The sequence below is a fragment of the Dactylosporangium sp. CA-092794 genome (assembly GCF_050948465.1).
Classification (GTDB): Bacteria; Actinomycetota; Actinomycetes; order Mycobacteriales; family Micromonosporaceae; genus Dactylosporangium.
Map to the genome: position 1 here is coordinate 3779815 of NZ_CP192044.1, position 16192 is coordinate 3796006.

12 protein-coding genes are annotated in these 16192 nt (G+C 73.3%); 5 read left to right on the forward strand and 7 right to left on the reverse strand.

What is annotated here, in order from left to right; genetic code table 11:
- Positions 1–133: 133 nt before the first annotated feature.
- Positions 134–1354 carry a PQQ-dependent sugar dehydrogenase gene (locus ACQPXD_RS16265; protein ID WP_432839204.1) on the forward strand — a complete coding sequence of 407 codons (1221 nt, stop codon included), beginning with the start codon at positions 134–136 and terminating at the stop codon, positions 1352–1354.
- Positions 1355–1358: 4 nt separating this feature from the next.
- Here ACQPXD_RS16265 and ACQPXD_RS16270 read toward each other — a convergent pair whose 3' ends face one another.
- The 3 genes from ACQPXD_RS16270 to ACQPXD_RS16280 form a co-directional block, all read right to left on the reverse strand.
- Positions 1359–2411, reverse strand: a complete 1053-nt coding sequence (locus ACQPXD_RS16270; RefSeq protein ID WP_432839206.1) for a cation diffusion facilitator family transporter — start codon at positions 2409–2411, stop codon at positions 1359–1361.
- A gap of 52 nt (positions 2412–2463) precedes the next feature.
- Positions 2464–5436: an Hsp70 family protein gene (locus tag ACQPXD_RS16275; RefSeq protein WP_432839208.1), complete on the reverse strand. Its 2973-nt coding sequence runs from the start codon at positions 5434–5436 to the stop codon at positions 2464–2466.
- Positions 5437–6672: 1236 nt separating this feature from the next.
- A complete protein-coding gene (locus tag ACQPXD_RS16280) occupies positions 6673–7566 on the reverse strand; it encodes an SDR family oxidoreductase (protein WP_432839210.1) in 894 nt (297 codons plus the stop codon).
- 90 nt (positions 7567–7656) lie between these two features.
- Here ACQPXD_RS16280 and ACQPXD_RS16285 point away from each other — a divergent pair, with 90 nt between their 5' ends.
- Positions 7657–8253 carry a TetR/AcrR family transcriptional regulator gene (locus tag ACQPXD_RS16285; RefSeq protein ID WP_432839212.1) on the forward strand — a complete coding sequence of 199 codons (597 nt, stop codon included), beginning with the start codon at positions 7657–7659 and terminating at the stop codon, positions 8251–8253.
- Here ACQPXD_RS16285 and ACQPXD_RS16290 read toward each other — a convergent pair.
- The 3 genes from ACQPXD_RS16290 to ACQPXD_RS16300 are packed head-to-tail and all read right to left on the reverse strand — an operon-like array spanning position 8216 to position 11410.
- Positions 8216–9157 carry a carbohydrate ABC transporter permease gene (locus tag ACQPXD_RS16290; protein WP_432843868.1) on the reverse strand — a complete coding sequence of 314 codons (942 nt, stop codon included), beginning with the start codon at positions 9155–9157 and terminating at the stop codon, positions 8216–8218. The genes ACQPXD_RS16285 and ACQPXD_RS16290 overlap by 38 nt on opposite strands.
- Positions 9158–9164: 7 nt before the next feature.
- Complete coding sequence (locus tag ACQPXD_RS16295; RefSeq protein ID WP_432839214.1) at positions 9165–10151, reverse strand: carbohydrate ABC transporter permease; 987 nt, start codon at positions 10149–10151, stop codon at positions 9165–9167.
- On the reverse strand, positions 10148–11410 hold the full coding sequence (locus ACQPXD_RS16300; protein WP_432839216.1) for an ABC transporter substrate-binding protein: 1263 nt from the start codon (positions 11408–11410) through the stop codon (positions 10148–10150). The genes ACQPXD_RS16295 and ACQPXD_RS16300 overlap by 4 nt, the downstream gene beginning before the upstream one ends.
- Before the next feature lie 326 nt (positions 11411–11736).
- Here ACQPXD_RS16300 and ACQPXD_RS16305 point away from each other — a divergent pair, with 326 nt between their 5' ends.
- The 3 genes from ACQPXD_RS16305 to ACQPXD_RS16315 all read left to right on the forward strand — a co-directional run bounded on the left by ACQPXD_RS16305 (position 11737) and on the right by ACQPXD_RS16315 (position 15350).
- A complete protein-coding gene (locus ACQPXD_RS16305) occupies positions 11737–12069 on the forward strand; it encodes an STAS domain-containing protein (protein ID WP_432839218.1) in 333 nt (110 codons plus the stop codon).
- A gap of 48 nt (positions 12070–12117) precedes the next feature.
- Positions 12118–12552: a hypothetical protein gene (locus tag ACQPXD_RS16310; protein ID WP_432839220.1), complete on the forward strand. Its 435-nt coding sequence runs from the start codon at positions 12118–12120 to the stop codon at positions 12550–12552.
- A 161-nt stretch (positions 12553–12713) separates the two neighbouring features.
- Positions 12714–15350, forward strand: a complete 2637-nt coding sequence (locus tag ACQPXD_RS16315; RefSeq protein WP_432839222.1) for a putative bifunctional diguanylate cyclase/phosphodiesterase — start codon at positions 12714–12716, stop codon at positions 15348–15350.
- A 25-nt stretch (positions 15351–15375) separates the two neighbouring features.
- On the opposite strand, the gene ACQPXD_RS16320 is transcribed toward ACQPXD_RS16315, so the two are convergent.
- Entirely contained in the window at positions 15376–16176 is an 801-nt protein-coding gene (locus ACQPXD_RS16320; protein ID WP_432839224.1) for an ROK family protein, read from the reverse strand.
- Between the last annotated feature and the right edge of the window lie 16 nt (positions 16177–16192).

Genomic DNA, 16192 nt, shown 5'->3' on the forward strand with positions numbered 1-16192 from the left:
CCTCGCGGGCTCCGGTGGTTGCAGGGGTGCAAGCTCCGCGGGGCGCGGGGCGCGGGGTTGCGAGTGCTGCGGGGGTGCGGGTCGCCGGGGCTGGGTGAGGGTGTCTCACCCGGGGCGGCGCAACGGTGGCCCGGTGCGACGCACCAGGATCGCGGTGCTGCTGGCTGCCGGGTTGCTCGCCGGTTGCTCGGCGAGCGGCACGGCCACCGCCCACGGGCGGAAGGTGCCCGGCACCGACCCCACCGACTTCCACCACGCCGCCGCGGACCCGTCCGCGCAGGCCGACGACCTCGTCTCGGTCTCCACCGTCGCCAAGCACCTCAACATCCCGTGGGGGCTGTCGTTCCTGCCGGACGGCGACGCCCTCGTCACCGAGCGCAGCACCCAGCGCATCCTGCGCGTCACGCCGCGGGGCGTTGTCACGCCGGTCGCGCGGGTGCCGGAGGCGGTCTCCGACAACGAGGGCGGGCTGCTCGGCATCGCTGTGTCGCCGGAGTACAAGAGCGACAAGACGGTCTACGTGTACTACACCACGCGTGACGACAACCGGGTCGCCCGGCTGCGGCTCGACGGGCGGTCGCGGGTGCGGCCCATCCTCACCGGCATCCCGAAGAGCGGCATCCACGACGGCGGCCGGCTCATGTTCGGGCCCGACGGCTACCTCTACGCCACCACCGGCGAGGCGTCGCGTACCGAAGCCTCCCAAGACCTGCACAACCTGGGCGGCAAGGTCCTGCGCATGACGACGGACGGCAAGCCGCCGCCCGGCAACCCGTTCCCGCACTCGCTCATCTGGACCTATGGTCACCGCAATCCGGAGGGCATCGCCTGGGACGCCGCCGGCACGATGTACGAGTCGGAGATCGGCCAGGCGGTCTGGGACGAGCTCAACGTCCTGCGCCCCGGCGGCAACTACGGCTGGCCGCAGGTGGAGGGCATCGGCGGGAAGCGGCCGTACATCGACCCGATCGTGGCCTGGCACCCGGAGGTGGGCGTCGCCTCCGGCGTGGCGATCATGAACGGGACGGCCATCGTGACGTGCCTGCGCGGCCAGCGGATCTATCTGGTACCGCTGGGCAAGCCGCCCTCCGCGGCCCCGAACGCCCGCGCCCGGCGCGACGCGTCACCGACCGACCCGCCGGGCCCGCCGGCCAGCGTGCGCTGGCGCGCCGAGGGCGGGGTGGCCGCGCGCCCGATGGAGGCGCTGTTCGAGCGCTACGGCCGGCTGCGTACCGCGATCAACGCCCCCGACGGGAGCGTCTGGATCACCACGTCCAACCGCGACGGCCGCAAGCCCGGCGGCCCCGACCCGGACGACGACCGCATCCTGCGCCTGGCCATGCGCGAGCAGTAAAGCGTCAGGGGGCCGGGATGGCCGGGCGGTAGGCCTCGCCGTGAGCGTCGGCGCAGTGCGGGTCGGACGGGTCGGGGACCTGGCCGCGGACCGTCCCGGCGTGGTCGACCTGGAGCGTGCTGTGCGTGATGCGGTACTCCCGGCGCAGTAACTCCTCGATCGCGGCCCGCACCGCGTGGCAGTCACGGCCCTCGGAGACCAGGACGTGGGCGGACAGCGCCGGCTCGCCGGAGGTGATCTGCCACACGTGCAGGTCGTGGACCTCCACCACGTTGGACACCTCGGCCAGGCGGCCGCCGAGGGACGGCGGGTCGATCCCGGTCGGCGCGGCCTCCAGGAAGATCCGGCCCGAGGCGCGGATCAGGCCCAGCCCGGCCCGCACCATGAGCGCGACCACGATCAGCGTCGCGATCGGGTCGGCGCGGGTGAAGCCGGTCGTCACCATCACCAGGCCGGCCGCCGCCGTCGCCACGAACGCGAACAGGTCGTTGACCACGTGCTGGAACGCGCCCTCGACGTTGAGGCTGGTCCGGTTCGCCCGGCTCATCGCCCACGCGGCGGCGAGGTTGACGCCCACCCCGGCCAGGGCGGTGATCAGCACCGGCAGGCCGACCACGGCCGGCGGCGCCACCAGGCGGCGCACCGCCTCGACGGCGAGCACCGCCCCGAGGATCAGCATCGTGATCCCATTGGCCTGCGCCGAGAGGATCTCCGCCCGTTTCAGGCCGAAGGTGTACCCACCTTTCGGCGGCCTGCCGGCCAGCCGCATGGCCACGAGCGCCAGGCCGATGGCGCCGGCGTCGGTGAGCATGTGCGCGGCGTCGGAGAGCAGGGCCAGGGACCGGGCCAGTAGGCCGACGACCACCTCGCCGGCCATGAACGCGGCGATGAGCCCCAGCGCCACGCTCAGCCAGCGGCGGTCGGCGTCGCGGGACACGCCGTGCTGATGGTCATGCTCATGCTCATGGTCGCGCTCAGGCTCGTGTTCGTCGTGGGCGGCGACGGTCGCGTGAGCGCGATGCTCACGGTGCTCGTCGTGCCGGTGTCCGTCCGTCACGAGATAAGCCTCCCCTAACCAAGGCCATCTGACACTACTTTGCCGGCGCCAATCACTCCTGGTCGGCCTGGGGCGACGGCACGGGCAGGAGCCGCGCCCGGTCCGGCCCGGGCGCTCCGGCCGCTTCCACCGTAGTGCGGTCGACCGTCAGCGAGCGCCGGCGTCGGCTGCGCTGGTCGGCGGCGGAGACGTCGAGGATGCCGTTGGCGTCGATGTCGAAGCAGATTTCGATGTGGGGGGTACCGGCGGGTGCCGGTGGCAGGCCGGACAGCTCGAGGGTGGCCAGGAGCCGGTTCGCCGCGGCCGCCGGGTGGTTGCCCTCCACGACGCGGACGAGCACCGAGTCCTGGCCGTCGGCGCCGGTGGTCACCGGCACGGTGATCCGGGTCGGGATGGAGGTGTTGCGCTCGATCACGGTTCGCATCGCGCCGCCGGCCAGCTCGAAGCCCAGGCCAAGCGAGGTCACGTCGAGCAGCAGGACGTCCTTCACCTCGCCGGCCAGCACGCCGGCCTGCAGCGCGGCGCCGATGACGACGCCCTCGGGAGGCAGGCCGCGGTACGGTGCGCGGCCGCCGGCCAGCTCGCGGACCAGCTCGCCGACCGCGGGCATCCGGCTCGCGCCGCCGGCGAGCACGACCCGGTCGACGGACGGCATCTCCACGGCCGCGTCGCGCAGGACCCGCTCGACGGTGGCACCGCAGCGCTCCAGCAGATCGCGGGTGAGCTCCTCGAACACCGCCCGGGTGAGCGTCTCGGCGACGTGGACCGGCCCGTCGGCGGTGGTACCGAGGTACGGCAGGCTGATCTCGGCGCTCCCCGCGGAGGACAGCTCCACCTTCGCCCGCTCGGCCGCGTCGCGCAGCCGCTCGAGGGCGGCGGGCCGGCCGGCGACGTCCAGGTCGTACCGCTGCCGGATCAAACTCGTCAGGTGTGCGACGATCCGCCGATCCCAGTCGTCGCCGCCCAGCCCGGGGTCGCCCGCGGTCGCCTTGATCTCGACGACGCCGTCGTAGACCTCGACCACCGATACGTCGAAGGTCCCCCCGCCCAGGTCGAACACCAGGACGATCTCCTCCTGGCCCCGCTGCAGCCCGTGCGCCAGCGCCGCCGCCGTGGGCTCGTTGAGCAGCCGGAACACGTTGAGGCCGGCCCGGCGGGCGGCGCCGACCAGGGCCAGGCGCTGCCCGTGGTCGAAGGAGGCCGGCACGGTCAGCACCGCACCGTGGACCGGCCCGCCCAGCTCCGTCTCGGCGTCGACGTGCAGCTTGGCGAGCAGGAGCGTCAGCAGCTCGTCGGCGGTGTACCGCGCGCCGCCCCGCTCGATGCTCCACCCCGTGCCGACCAGCAGCTTCGCCCCCCGGACCGTCCCGGCCGGGTCCGTCATCGCCCGCCGGGCCGCGGCCGCCCCGATCAGCGCCGCGCCGTCGGCGGTCACCGCCACCACGCTCGGCGTCGTCGTGGCGCCCTCCGCGTTCGGCACCATCCGCACCCGGCCCCGCTCCAGCACGCCGACGGCCGCGTTGGTGGTGCCCAGGTCGATGCCGATGACCGGGTCGCGGCTCGTGGCCGGGCGCTGCCCGGGCACGGCGCCGAGGCCGTTGCCGTACCACAGCTCCCGGGCCCGCCGCGCGACCGCCCGGTCGGGGTCGCCGAGCAGCGTGCGCAGGAGCGACTCCCCGTCCCGCCGCGCCGCCGGCGTCCGCAGCAGCCGCTCCGCCCGCGCCAGCCCGTCACGCTCCTCCTCGGGCGGTGCGGTGGCCCTGGCGTGCTCGACCGGAACCGTCTCGGCCCTGGCGTGCTCGACCGGAACCGTCTCGGCCCTGGCGGGCTCGACCGTGACCGTCTCGGCCCTGGCGGGCTTGACCGAAACCGTCTCGGCCCTGGCGGGCTCGACCGTGACCGTCTCGGCCCTGGCGGGCTTGACCGGAACCGTCTCGGGCCTCGCTGGCTTGACCGCGACCGCCTCGGCCAGCAGGGCGCCCTCGGCGACGACCAGTTCGGGCAGGTCGAGCGTGGTGGGTGCGACCCGCAGGGCCCGGTGCAGCAGCGTGGCCACCAGCGGCACCCGGGAGCCGCCGCCGACCAGGAACACTCCCGCGAGCGACTCCGCCGCCACCCCGACCACGCGCAGCACGGACCGCGTCAGCGCGGTGGTCCGCTCCAGGTGCGGCCGGGCGAGCGCCTCGAACTCCTCCCGCGTCACGTGCACGTCCACGCCGACGAGCGGCACGTGCAGCCCCGCCGTCGGGCGCCGGGACAGCTGCTCCTTGACCGCGCGGGCGGACTGCAGCAGCTCGTAGCGCGCCCGCCGCTCCGGGTTGGTGCCCGGCCGGTCCAGCGCCGCCCAGCCCGCGTGCCCGGCACCGGCCTGGGCGCGCACGTGGTCGAGGATGGCGGCGTCGAGGTACAGCCCGCCGACGTCGCCGAGCCCGTCCTCGGCCAGCACGACGAAGCCGTCGCCCCGCCGCCGCACGACGCTCACGTCGAAGGTGCCGGCACCCAGGTCGTACACCACGAGGCACTGCCCCTCGGCGAGGCGCTGCCCTCCGGTGAAGTACGCGGCCGCGGCCACCGGCTCGGCGACCAGCCGCACGTCGGGCAGCCCGGCCCGCCGCGCCGCCTCCACCAGGACGCCCTTGCGCAGGTGCCGCCAGCTGCTGGGATGGGTCAGCACGGCGGCGCCGACCGCCCCGCCCGCGACCCGCCGCGCCTCCTCGACGACCCTTTCGAGCACGGCCGCGATGAGCTCGACGACGGCCACCTCCCGCTCGGCGAGCCAGACCACGCCGTCGTCGATACGCTGCTTGGGGTTGGGCTCCAGCCCGTCCGGCGCGGACAGCGCCGCCCGCTCGGCGTCGGCCCCGGTCAGCGGCGCCCCGCCACCGGCCGGCACGAACACCGCGGACCCGAGCAGCGGCGAGGCGTCGAACAACAGCGGCCGCACCCGCCCACCGGCGTCGCGCAGCACGCCGACCGTGCTCGACGTGCCGAAGTCGACCGCCAGGGTGTACCCACGCCCGTCCATCGCCGTCAGCGTAACGACGCCCCGCCCCCGCCCCCGCGCGCGACGCCTCGACTACGCGCTTCCTCTATGCGGGGCGCCGGCCTACGCTCGCTGGGGCGCGCGGGCTGGGCGAAGCTCGCGCCGAACGCCGAACGCCGAACGCCGGACGCCGGACGCCGGACGCCGGACGCCGGACGCCGGACGCCGGACGCCGGACGCCGGACGCCGGACGCCGGACGCCGGACGCCGGACGCCGGACGCCGGACGCCGGACGCCGGACGCCGGACGCCGGACGCCGGACGCCGGACGCCGGACGCCGGACGCCGGACGCCGGACGCCGGACGCCGGACGCCGGACGCCGGACGCCGGACGCCGGACGCCGGACGCCGGACGCCGGACGCCGGACGCCGGACGCCGGACGCCGGACGCCGGACGCCGGACGCCGGACGCCGGACGCCGGACGCCGGACGCCGGACGCCGGACGCCGGACGCCGACCCGGGGCCGCGGCCAGCGCTTGCGGTTGGCCGAGGTCAGAGCGCGCCGCCGACCGCGCCGCCGCTTCATCGCAACGAGGCCGCAGTTCGAGCGCGACGAGATCGGATCCAGCACGCGAACGGCAATCTCGCCCGCCGATGCGGCTCCGCCAACGTCATGCCCGCCGCCGCGTCCGTAGCGGGGACCGTGCGGCGCGTTCCCCGCGCGGTCGTTGATCCGTTAAGTCGGGCGTTCCGCGCCACGACTTAACGGATTTATCTCCTGACAGGGCATAAGTCCGAAAAGTCGCGGCGCGGAGCGCCCGACTTTTCGAAACCGCCTCCGCAGCGAGCGGCCAGCGGGTGCCGCGACCATAAGTCTCCGCGATCATGCGTGTGCGTCGCCGTGTGCCGCCGTTTCTCGTGATCGCGGAGTGGAAATGTACCTATAGGTACCAAAAGTCTCCGCGATCATGAAAAACCCTTGGTGTCGGAGTGGTCGCGTTCATGATCACGGAGACTTGTCGCTGCGTGCCGCGCCGACGGGGACGAGCCGCGGCAGGCGAATCGGCCGCGGCGGACGGGAGCGGGCTGCGGCAGACGGAGCGGCCGCGGCAGACGGAGCGGCTGCGGCAGGGCGGCGTTATGTGCGACGGCGGGTGATCACCGCCGAGGCGGTGGAGCGGTGGCAGGGGACGCGGCGGGAGCCGGGGGCTGTCCGGGCGAGGCGGGGGCGGGCGGTGGTGCCGCGGCAGGTGCCGGCGGCGCCGACACCAGCACAACCTACCGGGGAGAGTAGGCCCCCGCGTCGATGTCCTCGATGAGCGTCGGGCCGGTGGGCGTCCAGCCGAGCAGCTCCCGGGTCGCCGTGCTGGTCGCGCGGAGGTCGGCGCCGAAGAAGCCGCCGATCCAGCCGAAGTGCTCGGCCGCCTTGGCCGGGTCGACGGAGGCGACGGGCAGGTCGTACGCGCGGCCGAGTGCCTCGGCGATGGTGCGGGTGGGCACGGTCTCGGCGACGGCGTGCAGCCGCGCGCCGGCGGGCGCCTTCTCCAGGCCCAGGACGACCAGGCGGGCGGCGTCGGAGATGTGGACGGCGGACCACTCGTTGGTGCCGTCGCCCGGGTAGGCCGAGACGCCGGCGCGGTGGGCGACCTCGCCGATGATGGCGATGAACCCGTGGTCGCGGTCGCCGTGCACGGTCGGCGCGAAGCGCAGGCTCACCGGGCGCACGCCGCGGTCGGCGAACTCGAGCGCCAGGTTCTCGGAGCCGCCGCGCGGCGCGTCCGGGCCGTGGAAGGGGTTCGGGTCGTCCTCGGTGGCGGGCCGGCCCTGGACGAGCATGGCCACCCCCGACGCGAGCAGGAACGCCCGGCCGCTGCCGCTCAGGGTGTCGCCGATGGTCTGCACGGCGGCCCGCTCGGCGGCGTTGGTGGCGGCCTGGTCGGCCCAGTCGTGCTTGTTGGCCAGGTGGATGACGGCCTCGGCGGCCTCGCTGCCGGCCCGGATGCCGTCGAGGTCGTCGAGGTCGCCGCGGCGGACCTTGGCGCCCTTCGCGGCCAGCTTCGCGGCGGAGGCGTCGGACCGGGCCATGCCGGTGACCTCGTGGCCCGCGGCGAGCAGCTCGTCCACGACGGCCGAGCCGATCCAGCCGGAGGCTCCGGTGACGAACACGTGCATGGTGTAACTCCTTCATGTCTGTGACTGACGTCAGTCACAGACATACCGTACTCCTTCAAGTCAGCCGCTGTCATCACTACACTCGAACCCGTGGTGCGATGGGAACCGGGCGCTCCGGAGCGGCTCCAGAAGGCCGCGCTGGAGCTGTTCGCCACGCGCGGGTTCGAGCAGACGACCGCCACGGAGATCGCCCAGTCGGTCGGCCTGACCGAGCGGACCTTCTTCCGCCACTTCAGCGACAAGCGCGAGGTCTTCTTCCACGGCCAGGAGCGGCTCGTCGACGCGTTCGTGGAGGCCGTCGCCGCCGCGCCGGCCGGCGCGGACCCGATGGAGGTCGTCGTCTTCGCCCTGCAATCCACGGCGCCCGTCTTCTTCAGCGAGGAGCGCCGGCCGTTCTCCCGGATGCGGCAGTCGGTGATCGAGAAGAATCCCGCGCTGCAGGAGCGCGAGCACCACAAGCTGGGCACCCTCGCCGAGGCGATGGCCGGCGCGCTGCGCGCGAGGGGCGTCGACGAGCTCACGGCCGCGCTGGCGGCGCGGTCGGGGATCACCGTGTTCGGTCTGGCGTTCCTGCAGTGGATCGACGAGGGCGAGTCGCGGTCGCTGGCCGAGATCGAGGACGAGATGCTCGCGCGGCTGCGGCTGCTGATCAGTCCTGCAGCGTCCCGGCCAGCAGGCCGCGCATGAAGAACCGGCCGAGCAGGATGTAGATGGCCAGGGTCGGCAGGCTGACCAGCAGCGCGCCGGCCATGGCCTGGCCGAACGGCACCGACTGGCCGCCGGCCACGTTGTTCAGCGCGATCGTCACCGGCCACGAGTCGCGGCTGGTCATCATGGCGCCGAACATGAAGTCGTTCCAGGTCGACGTGAACTGCCAGATGACGGCGACGGCGAAGGCCGGCTTCGACAGCGGTACCGCCAGATCGACCCAGGTCCGCAGCACCCCGGCGCCGTCGAGGCGGGCCGACTCGAGCAGCGCGTTGGGCATCGACACGAAGTGGTTGCGGAAGATCAGCGTGGTGATCGGCAGGCCGTAGATGACGTGGATCAGCATCAGGCCGAGCAGGCCGCCCGTGGCGTCGCCGCTGCCGCGCAGGCCCACCGTGGTCATGGTCTGCGAGACCGGGATGATGACCGCCTGGTACGGCACGAAGATGCCGAACAGGATCAGCGGGAAGACCACGTTGGAGAGCGGGAAGCGGAACTTCGCCAGCACGAAGCCGTTCGCGCAGCCCAGCAGCGCCGAGATCAGGCTGGCCGGGATCGACAGGGCGAGGGAGTTGCGGAAGCCCGAGGAGAGCTTCGGCAGCACCGCGCCGAAGTTGTCGAAGGAGAGGCTGGTCGGCAGCTCCCAGATGCGCGTCACGCTGACGTCGGCCGGGTTCTTGAACGACGTCACGATCAGCACGTAGATCGGCATCAGGAAGAACGCGGCCAGCGCCCACAGCGCGATGTACCGCAGCGTCGTGCGCAGCGGCCCGGAGCGCTGCCAGCGCGGCGTCTCGCGGTCCGACTCGGGCGCGATCGGCGCGGGTGGCAGCGCCCGCGGAGCGCGTTGCGTGGGGACGACGGCGGCGGTTGCCCGTACCATCACCGATTCACCGCCGTTCCGTGCGCAGGCTGTACCAGACGTATGGGCCGACCACCAGGGCCACCCCGATGAGCAGGACCGTGGCGATGGTGGCGCCGCGGTCGTAGAAGCCGCCGTCGAACGTGGTGAACCACATGTACAGCGACGGTGTGTCGATGCGCAGGTTGCCCTGGTCCAGGGCGTAGAGCAGGTCGAACGTCTTCAGCGAGATATGGATCATGATGAGCAGGGCGCTGAAGGTGACCGGGCGCAGCGAGGGGCGCACCACGTACCAGAAGACCTGGGTCTCGCTGGCGCCGTCCATCCGCGCGGACTCGCGCAGCGTCTCGTTGACCCCGCGCATCCCGGCCAGGAACAGCGCCATCACGTAGCCCGACAGCGCCCACCCGGCGGGCAGCGCGACCGCGGCGATGGCCCAGATCGACTCCGACTTGTGCCAGTCACTGCGCAGGAATCCCAGCCCGACGTCGGCGAGGAGCTTGTTGATGCCGGCGGTGTCGGAGCCGGAGCCGTTGTCCAGCAGCCACCGCCAGACGATGGCGGTGGCGATGAACGAGATCGCCATCGGGAACAGGTACACGCCGCGCAGGAAGCCCTCGCCGCGCACGCCCTTGTCCAGCAGCATCGCCATGAAGAAGCCCAGCAGCGTCGCGCCGGCCACGAACACGAAGGTGAAGATGACCAGGTTGCGCATGTCGGTGCGGAAGCGCTCGTCGCGCATCAGCGCCGTGTAGTTGTCGAAGCCGACGAGGTGGTACTGCGGGGAGAGCCCGCGCCAGTTCGTGAACGACACGCGCACGTTCCAGCCCAGGAACCCGTAGACGAAGATCCCGATGAGGATCAGCGACGGGGAGACCAGCACCAGCCCGGGCAGCCAGCGGGGGCCGTGCTGCTTGCGGGGCCGGCGCTGCTTCGGTGCGAAGGCGGGCTGCGCCGGCTCGGAAGAGTGGCGCGCCACGTGGGCGGGCGACGTGTAACGATCGACCCCGGTCACTGTGTCTCCCGGTACTGCTGCTCGACGGTCCTGGCGAACTTGGCCCGGTCGCCGTTCTGGACATACAGGCCCAGCGCCGAGTCGATCTCCGCGTTGTACGCGTTGTTCGCCACCACGCCGTGGGTCAGCGAGCCGACGATGCGGGTCTTCGGGTCGCGCCATTGCTGCAGCGCCCACTCAAGATAGCCCTTGTAGATGCTCGCGTCGGCGTCGGTGCGTGCCGGCACGGAGCCCTTGAGCGGGTTGAACAGGTTCTGCCCGGCCGCCGAGCCGCACTCGATCAGCCACTTGCGGGACAGGTCGGGTCGGCGGGCGCCGGTGGGCAGCGTGAAGGAGTCGGAGAGGAAGTCGTACACGCCGTCGCTGCCCGGTGACGGCGCGACGTCGTAGCCGACCTTGTACTGCAGCTTCTTGGACTGCTCCAGGTAGGACGACGACCAGTCGCCCATGACCGCGTAGACCGCCGAGCCGGAGAACACCTTGTCCAGCTGCGGCTGCCAGTCGCCGGCCGCGGACTTCACGTCGGACAGGGCGAGCACCTTGCCGTAGATGTCCAGGGCCGAGGTCACGTCGGGCGAGAGCCAGCTGATCCCGCCGGTGAAGAGCCGCTCGTACTTGTCCGCGCCGAGCTCGCCGAGCAGTACCGTCTCCAGCAGGTGCTTCTGGGTCCACTCCGGGCCGACCGCGAGCGGGATGCGCCCCTTGGCCTTGATCGTCTCGGCCTGCTGCAGGAACTCGGTCCAGGTCTTCGGCGGCCCCGAGAGCCCCATCTCCTGCAGGGTCTTGGGGCTGTACCAGATGAGGTTGGCCCGGTGGATGTTCACCGGCACCGCGTAGACGCGACCGTCGATGGCCAGGTTGTCCACGAGGCCCTTCGGGAAGACCTTCGTCCAGCCCTGCTCCCGGTACAGGTCGGTGAGGTCCTGCACCTTCCCGGAGCGCACGTCGTCGAGCAGCTCGAGGCCGGCGTGGCGCTGGTAGGAGTCCGGCGGGTCGTTGGCGAGCAACCGGCTGGCCAGGATCGCCTTGGCGTTGGAGCCGGCGCCGCCGGAGACGGCGGCGTTGACGAACCGCACGCCGGGGTTGGCGGTCTCGAAGGACTTGGCCATCGCGGCCAGGCCCTCCTCCTCACCGGGGCCGGTCCACCACGAGTACACCTCGAGCTGGTCGTTGCTCGCTCCGCGTACGGTGAACATCGACAGGGTGGCGATCAGGGAGACGAACAGGATCGCGGCGATCGCCAAGCGGCCCTTCCACACGGCAATCCTCCCGACATCGGGGCGCGGCGCGGCCTCTCCATCCGGCGGGGCGGCGCGCGCATGTCGTGCACGGACGCTATTGGGTGCACATACCGGATGGTGATTGCACCTTAGGTCGCTACCCACCGTCGATCGGCCACTTACATCCGCCGAACGGGGGAGCTTTTTTCGCGCCGTGATGGAAACATTGCCGACCGTCACGGTGGATGTTCACTCCTGGTCGGAAGCGTGCGTAAAACGATCATCAGTGAGCAGTTCACACGCCGGTACCAAATTCGTTACGGTGGCACTCGGTGCAACATCCACCGACACCCTCGGAGGCAAGCGTGCCGCACGAGAGTCCATCGGCACCCGACACCGCATCGACCGGCGGGGACGTCCGGCTGCGCCACGAGCCCAGCAGCCCCGTCGCGGTTCAGTTCGACGGCGAGATCGACGCGGCCTGCGCACCCCAGGCCCAGCACCGGCTCGTCGAGGCCCTCCTGGACCACCGTCCCGACCCGATCGTCATCGACCTGCGCGGCGCGACCCGCCTCGACCCGCGCGTCGTCGGCGCCATCCTGGCCACCATCGAGGCCGCCGACGACCTGCACGTGCCCGTCGAGGTCCTGCTGGGCGCCGCCGACCCGACGGGAGGGTTACTGGCGACGTCCCGCTGAGCGCGGGCGGGCTGCGTGCTCACCCGCCCCTCTGCTAACAATGTCGGCATGAACCGTCGTCTCCGGTGGGCCCTCATCATCACGGGCGCCGTCTTGCTGGTGTGCGTCGGCGGCCCGTTCGCCGCCACCTTCCCCCAGCGGTCGGCGTTCCTGGCCCGTCAGGAGCCGGGGGCCTGCGCGCTCGTCGCGCGCACCTCGCCGTTCGGCGGGGTCACCGGCTGCATCGACCTGGGCCGGCGCACCCCGCCGCTCTACGGCGCCGGCCACGTCTTCCTCATGCTGGAGACCGGCACCGGCCCGGCCGTCGTGCGGCTCGACTACACCGGCACCGACGACGAGTCGTATCACACCACCGCCGTCGAGGTGCCGACCTGGGAGGCGCCCGGCGTCTCCCACGACACCGTGGTCCGGCTGCAGACCGGCATCGACGGCCGCGGCGGCCTCAAGGCGCGGCCCTGGGCGGTGTACCCGGCCCCGAACTGATCCCCGGGCGAGCGGGGGTGCCCGTCGCGCGGGATGCTGTTCGGGGTCGCCCCGGATCTGAGCATCGGGGGCGCCGCGGCGCTGATCCCGGCCGCGCTGGCGCTGCGCACACCCGCGGCGCTGATCGCCGCCATACGCGAATAAACGGTAAACCCGCTCGGTTGGCGGCCGATTGGAGCTTTGTGCTGCTGCGGGGGTATATCGCGGTGGGGGTGGCACTGAGCGTCGTCTACTACGCGACGCCCGATTCGCCCCTGCGTACCCTGCTGTGGACGCTCATCGCCGGTTCCTCGGTCGCCGCGATCCTCACCGGCGTGGCCGTGCACCGACCGGCCCGGCCGCTGCCGTGGCTGCTCGCCGCGGCCGGGCTGGCCTCGTACACCGTCGGCGAGTGGCTGTTCTACTGGCCGCAGCTCGTCGACGGCCAGGCCGCCGGCGGCCCGTCCTTCGCCGACGTGTGCTACCTCGCCCTGTACCCGTGCCTGGCCGGCGCCCTGGCGATCCTGGTCCGCCGGCAGAACCCGGGCGGCGACCGGGCCGCGTTGCTCGACGGCACCATCGTCACCGTCGGCGTCGCGTTGCTGACCTGGGTCTTCCTCATCGAGCCGTATCTGACCGCGCCCACCATCTCCGCCGGCGAGCGGCTGGTGTCGATCGCCTACCCGTTCGGCGACGTGCTGGTCCTCGCCGTGCTGGCCCGCCTCGGCGGCGGCCGCACCGCCCGCGGCGCCCCGCTGCGGCTGCTCTTCGCCGGCCTGGCCTGCCTGCTCGCCGCCGACGCCGTCTACACCTGGCAGTCGCTGCGCGGCGAGTTCCACGCCGGCAGCTGGGTCGACCTCGGCTGGATCGGCTTCTACCTGTGCGTCGGCGGCAGCGCCCTGCACCCCGGCATGCGCCGGGTCGACGAGCGCCTCCCGCCCTCCGCGCCGCGGCTGTCCAGCGGCCGGGTCGCCGTGCTGCTGGCCGTCGCCGCCCTGCTCATCCCGCTCGTCATCACCGTCAAGGCGGCCGAGTCCACCGAGCTCGCGGTGTTCCTCACCGCCTCCTGCGTGCTGTTCGTCCTGGTGCTCGTCCGCCTCGCCGACGTGGTCGCCGTGCTGCGCGAGGTCCAGCGCCAGCGCGCCGAGGACCGCTTCGCGCGCCTCACCGAGCAGGTCACCGACCTGCTGTCGATCTGCCGGCGCGACGGCGTCATCCAGTACGTGACGCCGTCGGTGGAGTCGCTGCTGGGCCGGGCGCCGGACGAGGCCATCGGCGTCAACATCATGGATCTGGTACACCCCGACGACCGCGGCCGGGTCGAGCTCCTGCTCGGCACCGGCGCCGCCGCCGGGCATCTCGGCCCGGTCGAGTGCCGGCTGCGCCGCGCCGACGGCGCCTACGTCGTCACCGAGACCGTCGGGCGGGTCGTCGACGACGCCGACGTCAGCGGCTACCTGCTCACCACCCGCGACATCACCGAGCGCAAGGCGCTCGAGGAGCAGCTGACCCACCGGGCGTTCCACGACGAGCTCACCGGCCTGGCCAACCGGGCCCTACTCGCCGACCGGGTACACCACGCCCTGGAGCGGCGCGGCAGCCCGTACCGCCACATCGCCCTGCTGATCGTCGACCTCGACGACTTCAAGACCGTCAACGACTCGCTCGGCCGGGCCGCCGGCGACGCGCTGCTGCGCGCCACCGCCGACCGGCTGCGCTCCTGCCTGCGCTCGGCCGACACCGCCGCGCGCGTGGGCGGCGACGAGTTCGCGATGCTGCTCGAGCACCTCGACGACGCCGCCGAGGCGGCCCGCGTCGCCGAGCGCGTGCTGGCCACCGTCAGCCGCCCGCTGTCCGTCGGCGGCCGGGAGATCCAGCCCCAGGCCGGCGTCGGCATCGCCCTGCCCGACCCGGACCGCCCGCCGTCCGCCGACGAGCTGCTGCGCAACGCCGACGTGGCCATGCACATGGCCAAGCGGCAGGGCCGCAACCGCTACGCCTACTTCGCCCCGGCCATGCACGCCGGCCTGGTGGAGAAGCTCGACCTCGCCGAGGACCTGCGCGGCGCGATCGAGCGGCACGAGCTGCTGGTGTACTACCAGCCGTTCGTCGACCTGCGCGACGGCTCCATCTCCGGCGCCGAGGCCCTGGTCCGCTGGCCGCACCCGCGCAAGGGCCTGGTACCCCCGGACCGGTTCATCGGCCTGGCCGAGGAGACCGGCCTCATCCTGCCGCTCGGCTACGAGGTCCTCGGCGCCGCCTGCCGCGCCGCCGCCGGCTGGCAGCGCGGCGACCGGCCGCTGCGGATCAGCGTCAACCTCTCGCCCCGCCAGGTCCAGGACCCGGCGGTAACCCTCTACGTGCAGCAGACCCTGGCCCACACCGGCCTCGCCCCTCAGCTGCTCACCCTGGAGATCACCGAGTCGCTGCTCAGCGAGGACGCCGACGTCGCCGCCAGCCGCCTCGCCGAGCTCAAGCAGCTGGGGGTACGCCTGGCGGTCGACGACTTCGGCACCGGCTACTCGTCGCTCTCCCGCCTGCACGCCTTCCCCATCGACATCCTGAAGATCCCCAAGCCGTTCGTCGACGGCGTCGCCCGCGGCCCGGAGCGCTCGGCGCTGGCCCGCGCCATCCTCGACCTGGCCGTCGCCCTGGGCCTGCAGGTCGTCGCCGAGGGCATCGAGGACGCCGGCCAGGCCCGCGAGCTGCGCCGGCTGGGCTGCCCGGTCGGGCAGGGCTTCCACTTCTCCCGCCCCGTCCCGGCGGTCGAGTTCGCCGCCCTGCTCGACCGCGGCTCCTTCGCCCTCGCCGACGCCTGATCGGCCCGGACCGGCGGGGCCGGGATCAGTGCAGCACCGCGCCCGGCGGGAGGGTCGGCAGGGTGGCGGCGCCGGTGAGTGGGGCTTGCTCGCCGAGGGCGGCGGGGAGCAGCGTCAGCGGCTGGTAGGTCAGGATGCGGGCGAGCGCCGCCCGCAGCGGCGGCCAGAGGGACTCCTGGCGCAGCGCGATGGCGCCGCCCAGGGCGATCGCCTCCAGGCCCGCCGTCAGGGCGAAGTTGGCGAGGCCGAGGGCCAGGCTCTCGGCGTACGACTCCCAGAATGACCCGTCCGGGATGGACTCCGGCGGGCGGCCCAGGTGGCGGCGCAGGGCGTCGCCGCCGGTCAGGGTTTGCAGGCAGCCGGTCTGGCCACACTCGCAGCGGCGCGGGTTGCCGGCGATCAGCTGGTGGCCGGCCTCCGTGGTCAGGGTCGTCGGGCCCAGGCGCAGGGCGGCGCCGACGCCGGTGGAGAGGGTGAGGTAGCCGCAGCGCTCGTAGCCGGCCAGGGCGCCGGCCGCGATCTCGCCGAGCAGGCCGCAGGTGGCGTCGTGCGCCACCCGGACCGGGCAGCCCAGGGTGGCGGCCAGGTCCCGGGCGAGTTCGCGGCCCTCATAGCCGCGCAGGTTCAAACACACCCGCACGGCGCCGGCGGGGGTGACGCGGCCGCCGAAGGAGACGCCCGCCGCCTCCCATGCGCCGGCCGCCGCCGCGCCGATGCGGGCGAGCTCGCGGTCGTACTCCGGCTCGGTCGGGAACCGGTCCAGCAGCTCGCCGCCGGCGGCCACGCGCGTCCACGTGCCGCCGATGTCCACCGCCACGACCGTCACGTTGCGGGAGCGTAGT